The sequence below is a fragment of the Nitrospirota bacterium genome (assembly GCA_016214855.1).
Taxonomy (GTDB): Bacteria; Nitrospirota; Thermodesulfovibrionia; order Thermodesulfovibrionales; family UBA6898; genus UBA6898.
The window spans coordinates 133,726-156,759 of sequence record JACRMT010000007.1; the positions used below are offsets into that span (position 1 = coordinate 133,726).

Sequence of the window (23,034 nt, forward strand, 5' to 3'; positions counted from 1 at the left end):
TTACTTCTCGCCCCACCAACAATAACGCGGCAAGCCGAGAGCTTTATGAGAATATTCATTCAGTTTTTTGAATCAACTGGTAGGTAATGGGCACGGCAATGAGGCCATTCCTGTACGCAAACGGTGAAGCCTTTAATACGGTCTCCCGCGCAGCGCTGTCGAGTATCTGATAGCCTGATCCCTTTATGATCCTGATGTCCTTCGGTATGCCGGCAGTATTGATCAGAAATTCAACGTGCACGGTACCTTCCATGCCCCTCTTTCTTGCTATATAGGGATAGACGAGATTGGCCTGCAGGGCATCCCGGATCCTCTGCCTCACTGAGATATCGGTTCCTGTGTCAGTTCCCTGTCCTTTCTGCGCTCGTGACGCCAAGGCAGCGCCTGCCTCTCCGCTGCTGCTCCGGGAAGTCTGATTGCCAACAGAAGAGGGGCTGCTTCCCCCGGCGCGTGAGGAATTACTCTGCTCCCCGATTCCTGCCCCTGCCGGGCCGGAATCTCTGTCAGTATCTGACTGATGCTGCACAGGAGCCAAAGGCTCCGGGTCCTGCCTGGAGACGACCGGCTGAGCTGCGGACAATGCTGCCACTGCCTTCAGGGCAGTCTTTGGCGCCGGTACGGCCCGCATGCCCTGCATCGCGCCGGCTGAGGCTGTCTGCTTACCGGCAGAACTGCTTTCTTGTTCATCAAAAAGTGAAATGGTGATCTGGCTTGCCTTCCTGATCTCGCTGCTGCCTCCGATGAGCAGGGCAGCAGCGAGCAGGACGGAATGGGCCATCACCGACGAGATGATATCATGCCTGATACCGGCCATGATCAGAAAACGACTCTTACCCCGCCATAGAAATTGCGCTCAGGCGCTGGATAGAAGTTCTTGTTTCCCCCGAATCCGACAATTGAATACTCGGAATATTTTTCACCGAACAGATTGTTCACGCCAAGGTAAGCAGTCACGTTCTTTCTGGTATACGACAGTTTCGTATTGACTGTAACATACGATTCTGCCTTGTCAAAAAGGTTCTCAACATCGTTGTCCATATATTTCCTGCCGACCCAGTTGGCATTGACCGCCCAGAGGAGGGACTTCAAAAATCGGTAATCAGCGCCAATGCTTGCGCTATAGCGCGGAACCAGCTGGATGTGATTTCCCTCGTACGGACCAGACCTGAACTTTGCATCTGTATAGGTCAGGTTGCCGAACAGTGATACGTTCTCTATGACCGCAGCGGTCAGTCCTGCCTCTGCTCCGTGATGACGGGTCTTGTCGAGATTTTCATTTGCACCGAATCCAAAGGGACCGCCTGTCGGGTTAAAGTAGATCTCGTCCTTAACATCCATAGCATAAACGGTTAATCTGCCCTGAAGGCGCTTTCCGAAGGAATGCACCACGCCTGCCTCGTAGGTATCAGATTTTTCGGATGTAAGGGTCGTGATGGTACCGGTAAAATCAAAGATCTCATCAGTGGTCGGCAACCGGTATCCCTTGGCATAATTAACGAACAGTTTTGATCCCTTGGCATAATTATAGGTGAGGCCTGCCTTGAAGGCATTTTCAGTGAACTTTTGCCGGTCAGAGACGGTTGTAAATCCGGCCACGGTATCATTGAACTTTGTATCGGAATATCGATAGCCGAGACTGACGGTCCATTTGTCATTGACAAAGAATTCATCCTGAATATAGAGCCCAGTCTCTTTCTTGTCTATGTCTGAAAAGGTCGTAGATCCGGAGAATGTCGTCTTATTGCTGACCGACGAATCATAAAAGTCTACACCGGTAACAAGCAGATTTCTGTACGCGCCGATCTTGCCGTCAGCAGTCAGTTTGATCCGCAGCCCTGACGTACCCGTATCCCTTATCGTATTGAAAGACGATCCGAAGAAGATAAGATCAGAATTGAATTTCCTGTTGTTGTAGCTGTATCCAACTTCAAGTTCGCCCCAAGTGCCGAGCACGATTGCTGCTTTTACATCAACATAGCGCTGATTAAAATCGACGCGGTCCCCAGGCGTTGTAGACTGTCTTCTGTCACGCTCCACCTCCTGCGCGGTGAGGCCGCCCGGAAGACCCTGGTCATCATCGTGAAATCCCGCAGCAATATCGGCCCTGAGATAATCATTGACCTTGATGTTCAGTTTCGTGCTCATATCAAAGGCATTGAATTCGCTGTTATCCCGGTACCCCTGGGTCTTGCGGTGCTTGAGAAAAAAGAAATAGCCTATCGACTCATTGCCGCCGCTCAAAGTTGCGTGCTCGGAATAACCGCTATAACTTTCGGCCCTGGCATCAAGGACCAGATCCGGTTTTTTCAGGTAGCCTTTTTTGGTGATGATATTAATAGCGCCGGCCATGGCATTGTCACCATAGAGAACGCTTTCACTCCCTCTGACGATCTCGATACGTTCAACGTTCTCGAGCGGGATCGTGTTCCAGTCCACGCCGCTTAAATCGATCTCGTTCAGTTTTCTGCCGTCGATCATGATGACCGTATTGAGACCGCGCGCAAAACCCCTCATATCGACCGTGGATTTTGTGCCTGTGCCGAAAAGATCCCTGATAATAAGTCCTTCCTCATTCCTGAGCAGGTCCTGGACTGTTACGGCAGTTGATTTTTTGATCTCATCCTGCGTGATGACCGTAACATTCGATGATATTTTTGAGATGTCCTCTTCTGCTCTTGTTGCTGTTATAACGACTTCGTCAACGGATAGTGTTCTCTCATCTGCCCATGCCGGCAGCGAGGATGCAAGCATGATTATTACCGATAGGATCTTCTTCATGTATATCATCTCCTTTATTTATCTTGGATTCCGGTTAAACTGCTCTGCTTCTGATGACAGCTCGCATTATCCTCCTTCACGTCTCATCTGCTACCTCCTCGTCCCACGAAGGGTTTTTTGGCGTCTGGTGCATCAAGGGTATCCTGACTCGGGGCTTTCTACCGCCTGCCTTCACCAAGAAGCAGTAACCCGTGACGTGTTGTTATCATGGTCAGCTCTTATCCATATCGGACGAAAGGGCTTCCGTCAGCATGATGCATGATGCTCACCTGAACATCAAAAGCATCTTTTAAGCGCTCTTCAGTCAGGATGTCCTCAGGGTTTCCTGTGGCAAGAAGCGCACCGTTTTTTACCAGCATGACCTTTGAGAACTGGAGGGCAATATTGATGTCGTGGAGCGCCATGATAACTGAGATGTTTTTTGTATCTCTCAGTTTCTTCAGGAGTCTCACCAGTTCTATCTGATATTTGATATCGAGATTCGCGAGCGGTTCGTCCAGCATAAGGAGGCCTGCACCCTGGACAAGGGTCATGGCAATGAATGTCCGCCTCTTTTCTCCTCCGCTCAGATCTGAAAGGTGAGCAGAGGCCTTGTCCTGAAGCCCGACCAGTTCGAGGGCACTGTCCACGCTCATAGCGGGCGGTATGTCATAGGGATACAGCCCCATGCCTACCAGCTCCTGTACGGTGAACGGCACGGCGATATCAAGCGTCTGCGGGAGGTAGCTTATCAGCTTTGCCCGATCTTTGTTGAGGTATGCCTGCAATGGTTTTGACCAGAGCCGAACGGTTCCCTGCGCCGGACTGAGGATACCGCTTCCAAGCTTCAGGATCGTGGACTTTCCCGAGCCGTTTGCGCCGAGCAGTCCGATGAATTCACCCTGACCGACGGAAAAAGACAGATTCTGTATAAGAGCCTCCTGTTTCCGATACGAGAAGGAGAGGCTGTTCAGCTCAAGTATTTTTTGTTCAGATGCTGAGGACATTTTTTCTCCTGAGCAGGTAGAGAAAATAGGGAGAGCCGATAATTGCCGTGACAATGCCTGCCGGAAGCTCCATGGGAGGGAGCACAGACTTGCTGATGACATCGGCAATACAGAGCAGGGCGCCTCCGCCGAGAGCAGAGCAGGGGACAAGCAGCCGGTTATCGGATCCTATAAAGAAACGCATGATATGGGGGACAAGGAGCCCGATAAAGCCGATCATGCCGCCAAGGGAAACGGATGCTGCGGTCAGAAGCCCGACCGAAATAAAGAGAATAAGGCGCTCTCTGCGGGGAGAGAAGCCGAGACTATGGGCAAACTCATCTCCAAGGATCAGGGCATTGAGGGCCTTTGCCCTGATCATGGAGACGAAGACGCCGGCAGCCACAAAAACAAGGCCATAGGGGACTTTCGGCCATTCTGACATGGAAAGGTCGCCGAAGATCCAGAGCATTGCCTTTCTGAGCCCTTCATCAGACGATATGCTCATGATCAGCATGAGCATTGCAGAAAAAAGAAAACTGAGCCCCACTCCTGCAAGGAGGATCCTTTCAGGCCATAAACCTCCCCGCTGCCATCCCATGAGGCCGACCATGATGCCTGTTGCGAGCGCTCCGATGAAGGCCATGAACGGGATGGTGAATGTGCCGAGAAAGGCGGCGCCTGCCATAATGCCAAGGGCTGCAGCAAGGGACGCCCCGCTTGATATCCCGAGGATGTAGGGATCAGCAAGAGGATTTTTGAGAATACCCTGAAGCACGGCTCCTGATGCGCCGAGCGCCATTCCCATCAGGATTGCTACGATACTTCGCGGTGCGCGGATCGAAAAGAGGATCTCCCGGGACACCTCATCAGCAGCAAAAGGGTTGATCAGCTTTGCGCCTGCTATGAGAGATATGGCAAATGCGATGATCAATATCAGGATGATGAACGCTATGCGTAATTTCATATTTTTCATGGTTTCTTAAGGTGCGCTGCCAGTTCATCCACTCCATTCATGGTCCGGGGGCCGAGCCGGTAAAGATAATCGCTCACATAAAAGACCTTTCCATTCCTTACTGCAGGAACTGTTTTCAGTCTTCTGAGCAGGCCGTCAGCAACCTCATCCATGCCATTTCCCTTGCCGATGAAGATGATGTCAGGAGCCTGACGCAGGATCTCCTCGATCGAATACTTGGGATAGGCTGTCGATGTCTTTGCCGCGATATTTTCGAGTCCAAGGAGTGCAAGTGCTTCGCTGGTCGTGGTTCCGTGTCCGGCAACGATGAGGGGATCAGGCCAGATGATAAAGAGGACCTTCTGCCTCTTGGCCGGCTTTGCCTGGCTGAGGGATATCCGATCTCTTTCCTTAAATACGTCAAGTCTTTTTTCTATGTCAGCGGCAAGGAGCTCTGCCTTTTCCCCGGCACCGACTGCAGCACCGATCTGCCGAATGCCGGCCGGAAGGTCGGAGATCTTTCGGGCCCGGATAACAACAGTACGGATCTTCATGCTGCGCAGCCGCTCTTCAAAGGCCTGAGGATTTCCGTCGTATGTCAGAAGGACCATGTCAGGCTTTAAGGAAACGACTGCCTCAAGAGAGGGGTTCGAGAAGCCGCCTACCTTTGCCTTCTGTTTAGCTGCTTCCGGATAATCACAAAAACTTGATACGCCCACAATCCTTTCATCAACACCGAGTGCAAAGAGGATTTCGGTAATGTTGGGCGCAAGAGAGATGATGCGTTTCGGAGAATCAGCGGAAGCTGGTGTAAGCAGTAAGCAGTAAGCAGTGACCAGCAATACCGATATTTTTATAGCCACTGATTCAGCATAAAACGGTTTCACTATTTTCTCCTTAAAATAAAAAATCCTCAGGGCCTGATAAAAAGGCTCCTGAGGATTGCACCCTGGTTTGCTTCATCCTCTCCTTCCTCCGCGGGAAGGCTGTTTCAGCTTTCAGCAGTCAGCTATAAGCTAATAGCTGAAGGCTTATTGCTATGTTACAGGCAGGTCTTCTGGCTCTCCTGACCTTTGCCAGCCTTCCCATCCGCCGCAGCGGACAGTGGCGTACTACCAGCAAAGGAGCTTATCCCGGTATCAACCGGGATCAGGATTACAGCGGCGGGACCACTTCCGGTTTACACGGAATTCCCTATTAAGCATTCTGCACCCGTTAGTACATTCTATAGGATTGTCCGATACTGCTGTCAAGCTATAATTGAGATTATCAGCAGGCACATCGTCATGGGATCGTACGTGCCGGAGCACGGTTGAAAGTTATGGGTCGCATGGCACAAAATAATGCGTCTGTGCATAAGAAAGGAGGCCAAGCATGGTTTCGATCAAATACTGCGGAACCTGTAATTACCGGCCTATGGCGGCGAGCCTGGCAATGGCCATTAAATCCGCAACAGGGTTAACCGTACAGCTTATCCACTCAGGGGACATAGGCGCTTTCGAGGTCACGTTCAACGGCGAGAGCATCTATTCAAAGAAGGCGGCCGGGCATTTCCCTGACCATAACAAGATTGTGGATGATATCAAAAGAAGGCAGGATGGCTCTCGGTGACAACCAATCATATGTTTTTGATAAGGCCAAGGAAATAGTCCAGAGTGATGATCTTCCGCTCTACCGGAAGGCCGGTGAAGGCGCTGAACTTAAGAATTTTTTCTTCATCCAAAGGAATTATTCCGGTGTCCAGCACCAGGATCCGTTTGTAATGTTCGAACATTGATCTGAAGTCAAAGTTAAAATCCTCTCTGCCCATTTCAAACATCTTCTCCCAGTTGTTTATCCATCCTGCTGACAGGAAAAAACTTGTCGCCTCGGCATTCAGCCTTATCATCTCCTCAGGCCCGATCATAGCTTCCAGACAGTTGCCGGCTGCGAGCTTTTTTGCCCCGAAACGTTCAAGGATCTCCATCATGTCCGGATGGCAATGGCCGTAAATAACACTGAGCTCCGCACCCATCTCCATTGCCTCTTCAAGCGCCTGTTCGAGACGAGCCTTCAGTTTATCGAAGTTGACATGGAGCGCAGCGTCAAGGAACATGATCTTTCCGCGGAAGAGCCCTTTCCGGGCAAGGTGCTGCAGCTCCTCCTGAAAGATGCCGCAGCTGATGAACAAGGTGCTTTTTTCTTTTATCATGCTGCTCAGAATATCACATGTGCGGCTCAGACGTCGAACCCGATTATCTTCCGCCTTGTCATGATGTGCGCCTCTATTTCATCCGCTGCCTTGACCGGATCTTCCTGAAGGAGCATCCTCCCGCCGGTAACATGGACCATATCTTCAGTCAGGTATTTTGTCACAAGACTGCTGCCACTTATCATCGGAGGAGGTGAAACATGGGTCAGCAGCCCAAAGGCAAGTGCGGTGAAGATGTCAGCGATTGCCTTCTGTTCCATGTACTCGGGGACCGAGGCAGCCACAGGCAACTGGCTGGTATCACAGCCTATGGTCCAGGCCAGTGCCGCTACGGTATCAAGGATCTTTCCGACGTCAGTGCAGGAACCATACGAGACAATGGGCGGCACGTCGTATTTTTCGCAGACCGACCTCAGCCTTTTCCCTGCCTTCTTGGCCATATCCTTTGTTGACATGCAGAGGTTCTGGTGTGTGGACGAGGCGCAGCCTGCACCGATGACCATGATGTCGCGTTTAATCAACTCCAGGGTCAGCTGCTGGATCGACTTTCCTCCCTGATCGTGGCGCACATTGGTGCAGCCGGCAACAGCCACGGCTCCCTTTATATTTCCCTTCTTCATCTCGTCTATATAGGTATTGATGTTGTTGCCGAACATGGTGAGGACCGTTTCGGTGGTGTACCCGGCGATGCATTCAGTGCCCTTACTGTCTGCCTGCAGATTTATGACCCTTGTCTTGTCAGCCTTACGTTTTTTGAACTGTTCGATGGCTTCCCGCAGGATGCGGTCTGCCTGCTCGTCTGCCTTCTCAGGGTTGAAATCAATGGCTTCCACGCCGGTGAAACGCACTACAGGATCGGTGCTGATCAGTTTTGTGCCGTATCTGTCTGCATAGTCCTTCAGTGTCGGGACCGAGCAGTTGAGGTCCATGAGGAAGATGTCTGCGAGCCCGGTAGCGATAAAAAGCTCTTCCTGGATCCAGTTGCCCAACTGGCCGCCGAATATCTCTTTGTAATGCCCCTGGCCTGATACGTTCATAAGCTGCTGCCCTTCGCAGAGAGAGCCATAGAGCCTGATGCCTTTTGCCCCTGCTTCTTTTGCAGCAGCCTGGAACCCGGCGCTCGCGGCCTTTTCCATAATGTGTCCCGCAAAAACAGGCTGGTGGCCGTTGGATATGATATTTACGGTTGCGGGGTCAAGACATCCGATATTGGCATCTCCCGTGACCAGTTCCGGCGTGCCGAGCAGGATATCCTGCATCACGGTGATACCCCAGAGTCCGACGTATTCGTTGGCAAGACCGAGGCGGAGCGCGGTGTTCATCAGATCAACGGGGTCATTGCTGATATTGGTCATGCACTTTGTCAATGCGGTCAGCACCTCTGCCCCGGGACTGCCGGCATACAGGCCTTTTTCCTTCCAGACCTCTTTTCTTTTATCGACGGCGAAAAGGTCCATGAGCGTCATCGGCTCACTGCCCTGTTTGCCTATTTCATTGAGCATGAAGTCCGCGAATCTGACCGCAAGTTCGTTTGCCGGCCTTGTATGGTCCCAGCCGAGACCCTGACACATTCTCTGCAGTTTGCCTTCGTCCCTGAGCTTCAGGGGGGAACGGCCCTCTCCGATCGCCTTAAGGGTATATGCCAGGTTGCGACACTGATACGTGTTCGCAGCAGTGCCGATGGCGGCAAGCTGAAGCAGGTTTCTGGCCACGATGACGTCTCCGCTGGCGCCGCATACGCCCAGAGGAGCCTTGGCGCTGATCCTGCAGGGACCGTCAGAACATAACTGGCAGCTCAAGCCTTTCCTGCAGGTCCCGCACTGCGGCTGCTGGGCCTCAAACCGTTCGAAGACGGTGCTCATCCCCTGGCTGACAGCGGCCTGATGGATCTCATGGCTCGGTGTATCCTGATGGCGTTTTTTTATGATGGCAAGTTTTGTCTGCATGGTTTCCTCTTTTTTCCGTAGAGTTCTGTAAGCTAACTGGAGCGTAGCAAGAATGAGATCAAAGAGGTATGATGCAGATCATACGACGGCTCATTCGGGATATCGGACGGAGGGAAAGAGCAATGGACATCATTGCTCATCACTTTTATAATAGGGCAGATGAAAGATCATTATTGCCTGTTGCTCTCAGCTGCATGCAGGGAAGAAGAGAAATCTTTCCCTGATGCTATGATCCGGACATTGCAGGGAATACTCACCCATGTCTAAAAAGCCCCATATCAGCAACGACCTCTACGAATTCATCATGAACGGGATCACCTCAGGCGTATGGGTCGCTGACCGGCATGATGTGATCCACTACGCCAACCGGGCCATGGAGATGATCGCCGGTGTAACCCACCAGCGGCTTATCGGCTCCGCAGTCTTCAGCGAACTCGCCGAGAATGCCGCGCAATATTTCAAGCTCCATTACCTTGAGGCGAAAGAGACCCTGAAGCCGGTGCATTACGCCGATGTCCCTGTGATGACGCCGGCGGGCAGGCAGACGTTCCAGTCCGGCTGGCTCATTCCCAAGGTGAAGGACGGGCAGTACGACGGCATGATCTGCACGGTCGAGGATATCACCAACCAGAAGCAGGCCAGAAATGCCCTGAAGGCGAGTGAAGCCAAGTATCGAGAGCTTGTCGAGAGCGCAAACAGCATAATTATGCGTATGGATATGAAAGGCACCATCATATTCTTCAACGCCTTTGCACAGAAGTTCTTCGGCTTTGCAGAACAGGAGATCGTCGGCAGGAATGTGCTCGGAACGATCATTCCGAAGACTGCGGAGAGGAAGCGCAAGCTCACGAAGATGTTCCGGGAGATCGGAAAGAATCCGGAGCGTTATGAGAATATTGAGGACGAGAACATACGGGAGAACGGCGAAAGGGTCTGGATCTCTTGGACCAATCGCGCGCTTTTCAGGGACGGCATCAGTGTCGTCGAGATCCTCTGCATCGGCAATGACATTACTGCCCAGAAATATCATGAGAACCTTCTTGAGCAGTGCCGCATGGATCTCGAGGACAAGGTCAGGATCAGGACCATGCAGCTCACCCAGGCAAATGAGAATCTGCATCAGGAGATCGACGAACGGAAGTGGGCTGAGCAGGTGCTCAGGATATCCGAGGAAAAATACCGGCTTGTTGTCGAGCATGCGAACGAAGGCATTGTGGTGACCCAGGATGATTTCTTCAAGTATGCAAATCCCAAGGCAGAGAGGATATTGGGGTATTCCAGCGACGACCTCCGTTCAAAACCCTTTACCGAGTTTATCCATCCCGACGATCGTGACCTGATGAGGGAGCGCCACCTCAGACGGCTGCGCGGAGATAACCTCCCCCATTTCTTTTCCAGCCGGATCATTGATCCCGAGGGAACGGTACGGTGGCTTGAGATCAACTCGGTTCTTATCACCTGGATGGGAAGGCCTGCCACACTCGCTTTTTTTAATAATATTACCGAGCGGAAGCGGGCTGAGGAGATGCTTCATCTCCTGCGGACCGCAATCCAGCAGGCACGGGACTCGATCGTTATCACCACCGCGAATCCGGCACGTCCTATGGCAAAGATCGTTTTTGTGAACGCAGCATTTACCAAGATGACCGGCTACACTGCCGAAGAGGTCATCGGGAAACCGTCACTTATCCTTCAGGGGCCTGAAGCCGAGGGTATGGTCTGGACAAAGTTCGAGGCAGGTTCCGCAGACAGCAAGGCCTTCTACCTTGAGACCGTGGCATACCGGAAAGACGGCACCCATTTTGATGTCGAGTGGCAGATAACTCCGTTGAGGGACGACAAGCGGAAGGTCTCACATTTTGTCTCTATTCAGAGGGATATAACAGAAAGAAAACGGGCAGAAGAGAAGTTCACGCTTTATCAGGAGCAGCTGCGTTCGCTCACCTCCGAGCTTTCGCTTGCCGAGGAGAGTGAAAGGCGGCGAATTGCCACCCAGATCCACGACCACATAGGCCAGACCCTTGCGATCACGAAGATAAGGCTCGGTGCTCTCAAGGACTCATGCGACAGCGGCCATATCGGGCAGATCGATGAGATCCGGGGGCTCATCGAGCAGACGATAGCATCGACAAAATCTCTGACCTTTGAACTGAGCCCCCCGATCCTTTACGAGCTGGGACTTGAGGCAACGATCGAATGGCTTTCCGAACAGATGCAGAAACAGCATTACATACTCTTTTCCTGTGAAAATGACGGAGACCTCAAGCCGCTCACCCGGGAGATGAGCATACTTCTTTTCCAGGTGGTGCGCGAGCTCTATATGAATATCGTCAAACACGCTCAGGCTCATCAGGTCCTGACCTATATACGCAAGGTTGATGAAAACGTCATGATCGTGGTAGAGGACGACGGTATCGGTTTTGATTTTTCGTCCATCGACCGCCGGTTGACATTCGGCTTTTTCAGTATCCGGGAGCGGTTGAAGTACCTTGGCGGCACCTTGGAAGTCGATTCAACTCCGGGAAAGGGAACGCGGATCACGGTCATATCACCGCTCGCCAGGAGCGGGGATGAAACGCAGAGGTACCCATGACAATAAAAGTGCTGCTGGCTGATGACCACAAGATCGTGAGGGACGGGTTACGTACCCTCCTTGAAAAGCATGCGGATATCACCGTGCTGGGAGAGGCTGAGGATGGAAGGGAAGCCCTGCAGCTGGCCAGAAAGCTGTCTCCTGACATTGTCGTTATGGACATTGCCATGCCCGAGCTTAACGGGATCGAGGCAACCAGGCAGATCCTGGCGGAACGTCCCGACATAAGGATCGTAGCTCTTTCCATGCATTCTGACAAGAGGTTCGTTTCCGAAATGCTCAAGGCCGGGGCGTCAGCGTATCTTTTGAAAGACTGCGCATTTGAAGAGCTCATTACGGCGATAAGGACGATCATGAAGGGCAAGATATATCTCAGTCCTGGTATCGCCGGTGTCGTGCTGGCGGATTACATCAGGAGCGACCGGAAGTCCGAGCCGTCAGTCTTTTCGCAGCTCTCGGACCGGGAGCGTGAGGTGCTTCAGCTCATGGCAGAGGGAAGAACGACCAAGCAGGTGGCCGCGCATCTGAATGTGAGCATCAAGACCGTTGAAACGCACAGGACAAACATCATGACAAAGCTCGATATACACAGTATTGCAGAACTCACCAAATATGCGATCCGTGAAGGCCTGACCTCGCTTTAGTCCCTTCGTACCGATTCCTCAGGGCAGCACGGCTCATAGCAGCATACACCCTTGCCCGCTTTTTCAGGTCGTTACCGGCAGTAGGGTTTCCCCTACCCTAAAATCAGGGTTTTCCCGATTGTTATAACTATCTGCCGCAGCAATAATAAACCGCAACCACGAAAATCTTCGAGAAATTAAAACGGGAAGGAGCGAAATGACCACTATGACAGCAAAAGAGAGAGTAATGAAATTCCTCAATGGGGAGAAGGTAGACCGACCCCCGATATTCAGCGGCATGGGCAATGTGATCAAGCCTGTCCTTGACAAGAACAACATTGTCTTTTCAAGAGTGCACCGTGACCCTGAACTTATGGCTAAGGCAGCCGCAGGCATGTATCGGGAGTTCGGCTACGAATGTGCGGTCGTTCCTTTTGATCTTGGCGTCGAGGCAGAAGCTCTCGGCGCGAAGATGAACTACTATGACGAGGTCGAAGGCCTTCTCTACCCGACCGTAAAAGAGAAGTCGGTCGTGACCGTGGAAGATATCAAGATCCCGGCTGACCTGAAGAATGCCGGCAGGATCCCGGTCATTACCGGCGCGATCAAGGCCCTTCGCAGGGAGTTAGGCAATGATGTTGCCATCGGGACCTACGTGCTTGGCCCGTTCACTCTTGCGGGACAGGTTAAGGAACTCGACCAGCTTTTTGAGGATTCGTTCCTTGAGCCGGAGAAGACCGGCAAACTGCTTGAGAAGCTTTCGGAAGTCGTCATACAGGTCTTTAAGATCTACCAGGAGGCAGGCGCTGATTATTTTACCCTGAGAGAGATGGGGGGGACATCAGACGTTATGAGCCCCAAGAGCTTCAAGAGCCTTATCAAGCCCCACCTGGTCAGGATCCTTTCGGAAATGCCGAGGCCCAGTATCCTCCATATCTGCGGCGACACCAATGCGATCATCACCGATATGGCCGAGTGTGGTGCTGATGCGGTCAGTGTTGATCAGAAGAACCGCATTGCGGAGACACGGCAGAAACTCGGCGACAAGGCGATCATACTCGGCAATTTCGACCCCATCAAGGTCCTCCATAAAGGTGCTGCGAGTGACGTCGGCCCGGCAGTGCTCGATGCGCTCAAAAACGGTGCAAGTGCCGTATGGCCTGGCTGCGACCTCTGGCCTGAGGTCCCGCAGGAAAATATGGATGCATTAATGAAGGCGCTGAAAAACGTGCAGAAATAAGGCGGGAACGGCCGAAGTCATGAAGATCATTCAAATTGCAGGATATCTCGGCTCCGGGAAGACCACCCTCATCATTGCGCTGAGCAGGAAGGTGGCTGAGGCCGGCATGAAGGTTGCAATCCTGGTTAATGACGTAGGAGCTGTGCCGGTTGACGGAAGGGTAATAGAAGAATACGGCCTGACGGTAAAAGACATCGGCGGCGGATGCATCTGCTGCCAGGTGGCCGGGACCATGATCAGGACGCTTGAGACGCTTGCCAAAGGGCCAAACCCGGACATAGTTATCATCGAGCCGACGGGCATTGCAGTGCCTGAGTCGATCCGCCAGACCGTGATGCTGAATGCGGAAAAAACCGGCGCAGTGTCAGGGCCTGCGATCGTTCTTTTCGATACCACGCGCACTGAAAAGCTCCTCACGTACGACACCCTGAAGCGTCTGGTAACAACCCAGATAAGGGATGCAGATATTGTCGCCCTGAGCAAGATCGACCTGTCTTCGTCCGATGCGGCAGCTCATGCGGAAAAGGCTGTCCGTGAGCTGAATCAGACCGCAGAGGTCATCCGGCTTTCGACCGTGACAGGGGAAGGGCTCTCTGTCCTGGCTGACCGGATACGGGGAGTAAGGGTGCAGGCATGACCGGATTTATGGAGTTGAACAGCAGCAGAAATCCCGTGCATGACGACATCAACAGCCATGGCATGCGCTGTCTGGTGACCGCTGCCGGATCGGTCAGCGCAGTTGACCTGAGGCGATTCGCTGCAGAGTTGATGGCCGCAATCGCATCAGCATGCGTCACTGCCGGAGCAAAGGACGTGAGCCATGTGAAGGCGTTCATCGAATATGGAGCAGGGTTTCTTCATGCCGATATTGTCGGAGATCAGGGCGACGTAAAAGTCGAAGGAAGGGACGGCGAACCAACAGAGAGATTCAGCCTTGTGGTGAATTCGGTCATCTACGGATTAAGCGCCAATGCCGTGAAAGACGTCACGGAATCGACGATCAATACAACAGTCGGCAAGTTCGGGTTCGTGAGAACTTCTGCAGAGAAGTGACCGCACAAGAGAAAGAAGGAGAAGAAAATATCATGAAAGAGACGATGATAAAACCGGCCCATGAAGCGAATATGCAGGATTACCGGATCGAAAGCGAGCCTTTTTATCTGCCGATTCAGGATGAAGTAGAACTGTTCTGAATAGCGTATGAGAACAGGCTTCCGCTCATGCTCAAGGGGCCTACCGGCTGTGGAAAGACACGATTTCTCTCGTACATGGCATACAAAACCGGACTTCCGCTCATTACCATTGCCTGTCACGAAGACCTCACTGCCAGTGATCTTGTCGGCCGGTATCTCCTCGACGGCGGCACCACTCGCTGGCAGGATGGACCCTTAAGCCTTGCGGTTCGTCACGGCGGGATCTGTTACCTTGACGAGGTGGTAGAGGCAAGGAAAGATACGACGGTCGTGATCCATCCTCTTACGGACGACCGGCGGGTCCTGCCTCTCGAAAAGAGGGGCCAGATCCTCGAAGCCTCTGATACCTTCATGCTGGTCATCTCCTATAATCCAGGGTACCAGACTGTTCTCAAAGACCTCAAGCAGAGTACAAAACAGCGCTTTATCACTCTTGACTTTGACTATCCTTCGGCGACATTGGAAGAGGAGATCATTGTGCATGAGAGCGGGGTGGACCGCAAGACCGCAGCAGATCTCAGGAAGATAGCAGAGAAGATCAGGGGGCTGAAAGACCGGGGGCTTGATGAAGGGGTGAGCACGAGACTGCTTATTTATGCAGGTGTGCTGATCAAACGGGGCGTTGAGCCGAGGCGTGCCTGTGAGGTCGCCATGATAAAGCCTATTACGGATGATTTCGAGATCCAGAAGATCCTGCAGGAACTTGTTGCCGCGGTGCACTGATGACGGTTCTCTCTGAAAGACAGACCGTTCAGGAGATAGCGGCGTCAGTCGCGGAAAAGCTCGGCAGCGCTGAGCCTGTTTCCGAAGCGGTCAGCAGTCTCGCCGGTATTCTGGATGAGGAAGGGATGAAGCACTATCTCCTGATTGTGGATTCCTTCAGCTCGCTCGACCGGTCGCTGGCGTCTTTTTTCCTGAGCTCCGGCAGGACTATGCTGGAACCGCTCAGTGATCAGGAAGCAAGGAAAGATGTTCTTGCCCTGCTGCTTCAGATGGGACGGTCAAAATGGAGCGTTGTACAAGCGGCATATCCGAAGCTTCCGCTTTTTGAGAGCTATCCGGCATTGATCCTGGAGTGGCTTCAGACGGCCGGCACCCTGGCGGATATCGATCAGGATGTTGCTCTGCAGTATCTTGAAGCGAGTATTCCGGTCATAAAATCGATTGGTGCAGGACAGTTTACTGCCTGGACCTCTTTCGGAGAAGAGATCGCCAGACTTTCATGGAAAACGGCAAAGGAATACTTCAAGTCAAGCCCTGAGGTCTTTAAAAGGATCGACGCATCTGATCTTGAGCGATGGGCAAGATTAGGGATATATCTCCTTGAGAAAAGCCCAAAGGTCAAGGCGGGATACAACGCTCACAGCATGCTTGCTGCCGGGGCTGCGGCAGGTAAATCAAAGAAGATCGATCTTGCGCTTCAATATTTCAAGTCTGCTCCCCAGATCCTTGCCCGGCTTTCGATGAATGACCTTGAGGAATGGGTGGCAAAGGGGCTTGAAGCAACAGATGTGCAGAAGGACAGGGGTGCGTCGTATTTTTCACTCCAAACCGGGTCGAGCAGGAATGCTGTTGAAGGGTTGGTGAAGGGCCTGGAGCTGAAAGATATCCATACGGTCCTTCGTGCATATGCAGAGGCGCTCGCCGGGAAAAAACTGATGCTGCGTTCGTCCTCGATCTTCTATAAGAACCTCCCCGGACTGAGCAGGTTCTTCTCTGTTACCGACGGCGAACGTATTTTTCTGCCGTCGCGCATAGAGGTCTTTTCCGACGAGGAGCTGAACTTTAAGACATACAAATGGATACTTACCCATGAACTGGGACATCTGCTCCATGGCACGTTCAACATCGGGAAGAAAGACCTTGCGTGTCTGGCGGGGCAGAAAAATCCGAATCAGGCCTTCAAGATCTTTGAATTCCTTGAGGACGAACGCGTTGACTATCTTCTTGGACTCAGTTATCCGGGGCTTGAAAAGGACCGGCGAACTATCATGGACGCATTTCTATCCAGGACGCATGCAACGGGAGAGGTGAAAAGGTCTGTCTTCGAGTCCCTGAGCTTCCGGATATCAGATGCGATGGACGGCTCCGACAGTCTTTGCAGGCTCATGCCGCTTCTGAAAGAGGCCCTTGCCCAGGTGTTAAGACCCGACTGCACCGTCAGGGATGCGCTCGATCTGGCAGTCCGTCTCTACGCGTCATTAAACGGCGAAGCATCCTGTGAGGTCTGCGAAAACCGGGAATCCCCGGACCGGCTCTTTTATCGCGGGATCATTGACTATGATCTTGTCGATGATGCGTCTTCCGGTACATCGAGGCTCGTTCTTGACATGGTTGAGCGTTTCAACGAAAAGAAAGCCGAGATAGCTCCGGAGACGGTGGCAGAAGCACTGAGACGGATCGAAGAGGCTGAGATCATAGACTCTGAGGAGCTCCTCTGGCAGGTCGAAGACAGTGAACGACTCGCAGAACTGTTTGAACAGGTCCAGAATGTCATAGCAGAGATGGAGGCAGAAAAGCGGTTTCGCAGGTCGGTCTATTATGACGAGTGGGACATGAAGCTTGGCGACTACCGCAAAGACTGGTGCCGGGTGAGGGAGATGGACATGCCCGAGACATCGCCTGCTTTTTATCAAAAGACGATTACCGACAATTACGGGCTGGTGAGCCTGCTCAGACGGCACTTCAGCCTTTTGAGGCCAGACCGCATCAAGCGCTACTTCAGGGAAGAGCGGGGAGACGATATTGATCTGGACGCGGTCATCGAGGCCCTGGTCGAACGGCATGCAGGGATAACCCCCTCTGACCGCGTTTATATCAGAAGGGAAAAGAACCTTCGCGATGTATCGGTCGCATTCCTGCTGGACATGAGCTATTCCACCGGCGACGAACTCCCCTCAGGCAAGCGGATCATCGACATCGAGCGGGAGGGGATGGTGCTGATGGCAGAGGCCCTCGAGAGTATCGGCGACCAGTGGGCGGTGTATGGCTTTTCCTCGAATTACCGCGACAAGGTGGATTTTTTCGTTGTCCATGATTTTGACGAACCCTTCGGCGTTGCGGCAAAAATGCGTTTTGAAAGCATCAGGCCCATTGCCCAGACGCGGCTCGGCGCTGCGATCAGGCATGCAAACCGGCTGCTCGCCAGACGTCCTTCACGCATCCGGCTGCTTATCCTTCTCTCTGACGGCCGGCCGTATGACATTGATTACGGCGACTCGGATTATGCCGTTGAGGATACCAGAAGGGCCTTGTGGGAGGGCAGGCGCAAAGGGGTCAATTCTTTCTGCATCACCGTGGACAAAAAAAGTCGTGACTATCTGCCGTATATGTATGGTGAGGCGAATTATACGCTTATCGATAATATCGAGACATTGCCGGCGAGACTGCCGCTGATCTATAAACGACTCACAACATAGGGAAAGGAGAAGATCATGGAACGTTGTTATCAATGTGGAGGTCCGGCGGTATTTATCTGCCCGGACTGCAGCTCAAAGGTCTGCAAGGACCATATGGAGCTCCGGTATGCCGGACCGGACAGAGGGTTTAAATCCCGCTATATGTGCCCTGTCTGCTGGAAGGTGAAGCGGGTCATGCTGGAGCAGAATATGGTCAACGCGATCCAGCATAAACCGAAGGTCTTTGTCTTCGGCGGAAGAAAGACAGGGGTGTAGGAGAAGGCCATGAAAGCGCCGGGCAGAAAGAACACGCCGGACTACCGGAAGAGATTGGCAGGGCTCGAGGCATTTGCCCTTGAAAAGGGGGCCTATCGCGCCAGGGTCTTCCCCTCAAAGGATGTAGCGGTTGACGAGCGGGTGCGGATGAAATGCCAGATACCGCTCTGTCCGCACTACGGCAGGACGCTCACCTGTCCGCCCAACGTGCCGACGGTCGATGAGTTCAGGAGAGCGCTCGGAAACTACCGGAAGGCGCTCCTGGTCCAGACACGCAGTTCATTGAGCGGGGAGATCGATTCGTACGACAAGGAAGAGGTAAAGAGGTTTTTCATGAACCCGTCTAAAACAGCGCAAGCCAAAGGAGGTGAAGGGGGAGGAGCTCAGGACGATTTCAGCAACGTGAAGATCGCTGCGGTACGGCTGCATAAGCTGGTAAACGAGGTGGAAAGTAAGGCAATGTCGCTCGGATTCCCGTATGCGCTTGGGCTTATCGGCGGCGAATGTATGCTCTGTCCGGCCTGCGTAGGACCCTGCTCAGCGGAAGGGTGCCGACGGCCGTTTGAGGCCAGGCCATCGATGGAAGGCGTCGGCATTGATGTTCTGCAGACCTGTGTCAGGGCAGGACTTCCGTTTGAGATGCCGCCAAAAACAGAGATCGTCTGGTCAGGCCTGCTGTTGATCGATTAGAGAGTGCATCGTCTTGTGTCATCAAGGCGATACGGATGCATAACTTAACAAGGAGGTTTTGGAAATGGATCAAATGAACGGACTTGAAAGAGTAGCAACGGCACTGCAGTTTAAAGAGGCGGACCGGGTCCCTACGGCTCCCCTGGTATGCGGTGCATCACACCGTGTGGCAGGAATAAGCTACGGCGAATGGTCATCAGGAGATTACGTGGATGACATGGTGCGCGGCCATCTTGATGCGTTGAAACTGCTTGGCCACGACGGTGTTGTCGCGCTGGTGGACCTCTCCGTAGAGGCGGCTGACTTCGGCCAGGAGGTTTTTTTCCCGGAGATGAACACGGCGTATCCGAACTATGATAATCCCTATATCAAGACGATCGACGACTATAAGAAGATCCAGAAGATCAATCCCCGGAAGTCGAAGAGGATGAAGAGTGTCATTGACATGATCGCCGGCATCTCCAAGGAGGTCGGCAAGACCCACGCTATCGTGGGGTTTGTGTATGGCTCACTCGGCGTCCTGAGCATGATGAGAGGTGCGGAAAACTTCTTTATGGACCTGATCGAGAATCCGGATGCAGTACTGCCGGCCCTTCAGGCAATGGACGACACGCTCCTTGATTATGCAATGGCACAGGCCGAAGCAGGTGCCCATGCAGTCTGCTATGACCACCTGTATTGCTCGCAGAGCATCCTGAGCAAGGAGCTCTGGGAAAAGTTCGAAGGCCCGTCGATCAAGCGGCTTTGCGATGCGATCCGTGAGAAGGGGTGCCTGGTCGCACTGCATAACTGCGGCAACGGCATCTACTTTGACATGTCGCAGAAGTGGGCAAACCCGCATGCGATCTCCCATGCCTATGTTGCGGACGATGTGGACAGCTGGGAAGAACACAAGGCAAAGTGGGGCGGCAAGATCGCCACGATCGGATGGATCCCTCCCGGTCCGGTAGCGATGCTCGGCACGCCTGAAGAGATCGAGGAAGAGTGCAAGGCAGAGATAGAAATATTCGCCAAGGGCGGCGGCTTTATCCTTTCAACAGGCTGCGAATATCCGCCGAATGCTCCGCTCCTCAATGCCCGCAGGATCGTCGAGGCAGGCAAGAAGTACGGCGTGTACAAGAAATAGCGAATCAGGCAATTCATAAAAAATAAGGAGGCCAAAAATGGCAACAAAAGAAAAAGAACAGGAATTGATCAAGAGGTTACAGGATGCGATCATTAATTATAAGGTCGCCGATGCCAGGAAGATCGCTGAAGAAGCAGTAGCTGCAGGCGCCGATGCATATACCGTGACTATGGAGGGCCTTGCCGGTGGCATGGAGGTCGTCAGCGAGAAGTTCGACAGTCATGAATATTTTGTCCCTGAGACACTCCTCTGCGCAAAGGCTCTTTATGCGGCCCTTGATGTGCTGAAGCCCCATATCAAGCTGCAGGCAGGCGGCGTTGCCAAAGGGCAGGTCGTGCTCGGCGTTATGCAGGGAGATGTGCATGACCTTGGCAAGAACATCATCAAGGCCATCTTTGAGGCCTCGGGCTGGACGGTCCATGACCTTGGGAGAGACGTGCCGCTGAAGAGATTCGTGGAAGAGCAGCTGAAGACCGATTCTGATATCGTGATGCTCTCTGCCATGATGACAACATCCATGGTCGGCATCAAAAAACTGATCCCGATGATCAAGGAGAAGAACCCGAAGGTGAAGATCATGATCGGAGGCGCTCCCATTACCGAGAAGACGGTTGAGGAATACGGAGCGGATATAACGGCTGATAATGCGCCGAACGCGCTGAAGGAAGCGATGAAGATGCTCGAGACCCTGAGGAAAGGAAAAGCCGCATAGTATTGCCTTTCATCCTCTTCTGCCTCTCTGTCGTTACCGGCAGCAGGGCGGAAGGGGGTGAGAGCGGTACCCGGGCGGCAGGGGCACGTGCCCAAAAAGGAGAAGGTAACTGATATGGATCATACAATTATTTTTCAACCATCCGGCAGACGCGGCCTGGTGCCGGAGGGGACCACGATCCTCGATGCTTCCAGAAAATTGGGTGTTGACATCGAAGCAGTCTGTGGTGAGCTGGTCGTCTGCGGCAAGTGCCGGGTCAAGATCATGGAAGGCAAATTCCAGAAGGAAGACATCACCTCTTCGATGAAGCATCTCAGCAGCCTTGATGAGAAGGAAAACAAGGTCCTCGAACGCAAGGACGCCGAGGAGCATGTCCGCCTTGCCTGCTGTACAAAGATCTACGGCGATGTGCTCGTGTTTGTCCCTGAGGCAAGCAGGACCGGCAAGCAGGTTGTCAGCAAGGCAGCCGGCAAGATCAAGGTCAAGCTGAAACCTGCAGTCAGGAAATATTATCTGGAACTGCCTGAGCCTAACCTTGACGATCCGCTCGGCGATTTCGAGCGCGTAGAGAGCGAGCTGTACCGGAAGAACCCGAAAATGAAGAAGCTCTCCATAGACTATCGGGCACTCCAGAAGCTCCCGGACGTATTAAGGAAAAGCGACTGGAAGATAACGGTCACCGTCTGGAATGACCTCGAGATCATTCGGGTTGAACCGGGGAAGGTCGGGACCAGTATCGGGCTTGCGGTTGATATCGGTACAACATCGGTTGCCGGATATCTGACAGACCTTAATACGGGTGACGTGCTGGCAACTGAGTCCATGATGAACCCCCAGGTTCGCTATGGCGAAGACGTTATGTCCCGGATCTCCTACTGCATGTTCAATGAGGAGACAGGGTTGAAAGAGCTGCAGGATACGATAATCGAGGGACTCAACACGATTGCGAAACAGGCGACGCATAAGGCCGGATTCTCGACAGATGACATAAGTGAAATGACCCTTGTCTGCAATACGGCCATGCACCATATCCTCCTCGGCATCAACCCCGAATACATGGGGGTAGCGCCTTTTACGCCGGCATTGCACCACTCCGTGGATATAAAAGCAGAGCGTCTCGGCATCCATATACTGCCTGCAGGCAATATCCATGTCCTGCCTATTGAAGCAGGCTTTGTCGGAGCGGACAACGTCGGTTGTCTTATTGCAGACAAGCCGCACAAGAGAAAGGAGATGACGCTTCTTATCGACATCGGGACCAACGGCGAGCTTGTGCTCGGCAATAGGGATAAGCTCATTTCCTGTTCCTGTGCAACAGGCCCTGCACTTGAAGGAGCGCAGATCGAATTCGGCATGCGTGCGGCGCCGGGTGCGATCGAGCGCGTGAAGATAGATCCCGGGACCCTGGAGGCCACATATAAGGTCATCGGCAGCAGCCGCTGGAGCGACGGCGAGGTGAATATGCAGGCCAAGGGCATCTGCGGGTCAGCAATAATCGATGTTATAGCCGAGATGTTCAGGGCTCGTATCCTCAAGAAGAACGGGCAGATTGACCATGATCATTCTTCAAAAAGGATACGCAAGAACGATAAAGGACTCAGCGAATACGTTCTGGCCTGGAAACACGAGACGGCAATCGATGCAGACATTGTCGTCAATCAGAAAGATGTCCGGGCTATCCAGCTTGCAAAGGGCGCCCTGTACTCCGGCTGCCTGATCATGCTCCGCAAGCTTGGCATCAAGCAATTCGATCGTCTTGCCGTGGCCGGGGCCTTTGGCAGCCATATCGATAAGGTAGCAGCCATGGTGATCGGGATGTTCCCTGACTGCGACCTCAAACATGTCGAATACATCGGGAATGCGGCAGGAGATGGGGCCCGCATAGCACTTCTCAGCACCGATGAGCGCAAAGAGGCCAATGTCATCGCCCGAAAAGTCGAGTATGTGGAGTTGGCCCTTGAGGACGATTTCAACGACCGGTTCGGCGAGGCGATGCAGTTCCCTCATATGTTCGATGAATTTCCCCATCTTGAAGGGATACTGCCCAAGGAGATGCAGAAGGTCGGCTAACAATAAACCGTATGGGTTCAGCAAAGGCCCGTCAAAGAAGGAGGAGCGTATGAAGATAACGTACATTGGGGAAACCAGAGCAACGCAGACCGTGGACGGCAAAGACGTCAAACTTGAAAAGGGCATGCAGCTCGAATGTATGGAAAAGGAATATCACTCCGCAACGACCGTAAGGGCAGTGCTTGCTTCAGGCGATCATGTCAAGGTGAAGAGGTCCGAGGTCAAGAAAGTCTGACCAGATAAAACATGCAGTACCCGCAGCATGAGAACCGGCTGTC

The 23,034-nt window shown here is 52.9% G+C and carries 20 protein-coding genes, 1 pseudogene and 1 riboswitch; of the genes and pseudogenes, 14 read left to right on the forward strand and 7 right to left on the reverse strand.

The genetic code is table 11. From position 1 onward, the window contains the following. Positions 1-55: 55 nt before the first annotated feature. The 5 genes from HZB62_08630 to HZB62_08650 all read right to left on the reverse strand — a co-directional run bounded on the left by HZB62_08630 (position 56) and on the right by HZB62_08650 (position 5,585). On the reverse strand, positions 56-814 hold the full coding sequence (locus tag HZB62_08630; GenBank protein ID MBI5075210.1) for an energy transducer TonB: 759 nt from the start codon (positions 812-814) through the stop codon (positions 56-58). A 2-nt stretch (positions 815-816) separates the two neighbouring features. Beyond that, positions 817-2,778: a TonB-dependent receptor gene (locus tag HZB62_08635; GenBank protein MBI5075211.1), complete on the reverse strand. Its 1,962-nt coding sequence runs from the start codon at positions 2,776-2,778 to the stop codon at positions 817-819. A 218-nt stretch (positions 2,779-2,996) separates the two neighbouring features. Next, on the reverse strand, positions 2,997-3,764 hold the full coding sequence (locus HZB62_08640; GenBank protein MBI5075212.1) for an ABC transporter ATP-binding protein: 768 nt from the start codon (positions 3,762-3,764) through the stop codon (positions 2,997-2,999). Then, positions 3,748-4,710, reverse strand: coding sequence for an iron ABC transporter permease (locus tag HZB62_08645; GenBank protein MBI5075213.1), 963 nt, complete (start codon positions 4,708-4,710; stop codon positions 3,748-3,750). The genes HZB62_08640 and HZB62_08645 overlap by 17 nt, the downstream gene beginning before the upstream one ends. A gap of 5 nt (positions 4,711-4,715) precedes the next feature. Then, positions 4,716-5,585 (reverse strand): cobalamin-binding protein, encoded by an 870-nt coding sequence (locus HZB62_08650; GenBank protein MBI5075214.1) that lies wholly within the window; start codon positions 5,583-5,585, stop codon positions 4,716-4,718. Between the two features lie 142 nt (positions 5,586-5,727). Continuing rightward, a riboswitch (cobalamin riboswitch) is annotated at positions 5,728-5,929 on the reverse strand. 143 nt (positions 5,930-6,072) lie between these two features. Here HZB62_08650 and HZB62_08655 point away from each other — a divergent pair. Then, positions 6,073-6,309 carry a SelT/SelW/SelH family protein gene (locus HZB62_08655; GenBank protein MBI5075215.1) on the forward strand — a complete coding sequence of 79 codons (237 nt, stop codon included), beginning with the start codon at positions 6,073-6,075 and terminating at the stop codon, positions 6,307-6,309. Between the two features lie 7 nt (positions 6,310-6,316). On the opposite strand, the gene HZB62_08660 is transcribed toward HZB62_08655, so the two are convergent. Both HZB62_08660 and cooS read right to left on the reverse strand, forming a co-directional pair. Next, positions 6,317-6,889, reverse strand: a complete 573-nt coding sequence (locus HZB62_08660) for a DUF1638 domain-containing protein (GenBank protein MBI5075216.1) — start codon at positions 6,887-6,889, stop codon at positions 6,317-6,319. Positions 6,890-6,915: 26 nt separating this feature from the next. Next, positions 6,916-8,835, reverse strand: coding sequence for an anaerobic carbon-monoxide dehydrogenase catalytic subunit (gene cooS / locus HZB62_08665; protein ID MBI5075217.1), 1,920 nt, complete (start codon positions 8,833-8,835; stop codon positions 6,916-6,918). A gap of 259 nt (positions 8,836-9,094) precedes the next feature. Between cooS and HZB62_08670 the strand changes: the two genes are divergently transcribed. The 13 genes and pseudogenes from HZB62_08670 (at position 9,095) to HZB62_08730 (ending at position 22,991) form a co-directional block, all read left to right on the forward strand. Beyond that, a complete protein-coding gene (locus HZB62_08670) occupies positions 9,095-11,428 on the forward strand; it encodes a PAS domain S-box protein (GenBank protein ID MBI5075218.1) in 2,334 nt (777 codons plus the stop codon). Beyond that, complete coding sequence (locus tag HZB62_08675) at positions 11,425-12,072, forward strand: response regulator transcription factor (protein ID MBI5075219.1); 648 nt, start codon at positions 11,425-11,427, stop codon at positions 12,070-12,072. Before HZB62_08670 ends, HZB62_08675 begins: the two co-directional genes overlap by 4 nt. Positions 12,073-12,268: 196 nt before the next feature. Continuing rightward, complete coding sequence (locus HZB62_08680; GenBank protein MBI5075220.1) at positions 12,269-13,291, forward strand: methyltransferase; 1,023 nt, start codon at positions 12,269-12,271, stop codon at positions 13,289-13,291. A 19-nt stretch (positions 13,292-13,310) separates the two neighbouring features. After that, entirely contained in the window at positions 13,311-13,928 is a 618-nt protein-coding gene (locus HZB62_08685; GenBank protein MBI5075221.1) for a hypothetical protein, read from the forward strand. After that, entirely contained in the window at positions 13,925-14,344 is a 420-nt protein-coding gene (locus HZB62_08690) for a hypothetical protein (protein ID MBI5075222.1), read from the forward strand. The genes HZB62_08685 and HZB62_08690 overlap by 4 nt, the downstream gene beginning before the upstream one ends. Positions 14,345-14,388: 44 nt before the next feature. Continuing rightward, a pseudogene (locus HZB62_08695) lies at positions 14,389-15,207 on the forward strand (CbbQ/NirQ/NorQ/GpvN family protein). Continuing rightward, on the forward strand, positions 15,207-17,903 hold the full coding sequence (locus HZB62_08700) for a hypothetical protein (protein MBI5075223.1): 2,697 nt from the start codon (positions 15,207-15,209) through the stop codon (positions 17,901-17,903). Before HZB62_08695 ends, HZB62_08700 begins: the two are co-directional and overlap by 1 nt. 15 nt (positions 17,904-17,918) lie before the next feature. After that, positions 17,919-18,158 (forward strand): hypothetical protein, encoded by a 240-nt coding sequence (locus tag HZB62_08705; protein ID MBI5075224.1) that lies wholly within the window; start codon positions 17,919-17,921, stop codon positions 18,156-18,158. A gap of 9 nt (positions 18,159-18,167) precedes the next feature. Beyond that, positions 18,168-18,848 carry a DUF2284 domain-containing protein gene (locus HZB62_08710; protein MBI5075225.1) on the forward strand — a complete coding sequence of 227 codons (681 nt, stop codon included), beginning with the start codon at positions 18,168-18,170 and terminating at the stop codon, positions 18,846-18,848. Positions 18,849-18,921: 73 nt separating this feature from the next. Continuing rightward, complete coding sequence (locus HZB62_08715; GenBank protein MBI5075226.1) at positions 18,922-19,974, forward strand: uroporphyrinogen decarboxylase family protein; 1,053 nt, start codon at positions 18,922-18,924, stop codon at positions 19,972-19,974. A gap of 37 nt (positions 19,975-20,011) precedes the next feature. Next, positions 20,012-20,686, forward strand: a complete 675-nt coding sequence (locus HZB62_08720; protein MBI5075227.1) for a cobalamin B12-binding domain-containing protein — start codon at positions 20,012-20,014, stop codon at positions 20,684-20,686. Between the two features lie 114 nt (positions 20,687-20,800). After that, on the forward strand, positions 20,801-22,756 hold the full coding sequence (locus tag HZB62_08725; protein MBI5075228.1) for a DUF4445 domain-containing protein: 1,956 nt from the start codon (positions 20,801-20,803) through the stop codon (positions 22,754-22,756). A gap of 49 nt (positions 22,757-22,805) precedes the next feature. Next, a complete protein-coding gene (locus HZB62_08730; GenBank protein ID MBI5075229.1) occupies positions 22,806-22,991 on the forward strand; it encodes a hypothetical protein in 186 nt (61 codons plus the stop codon). Positions 22,992-23,034 lie beyond the last annotated feature (43 nt).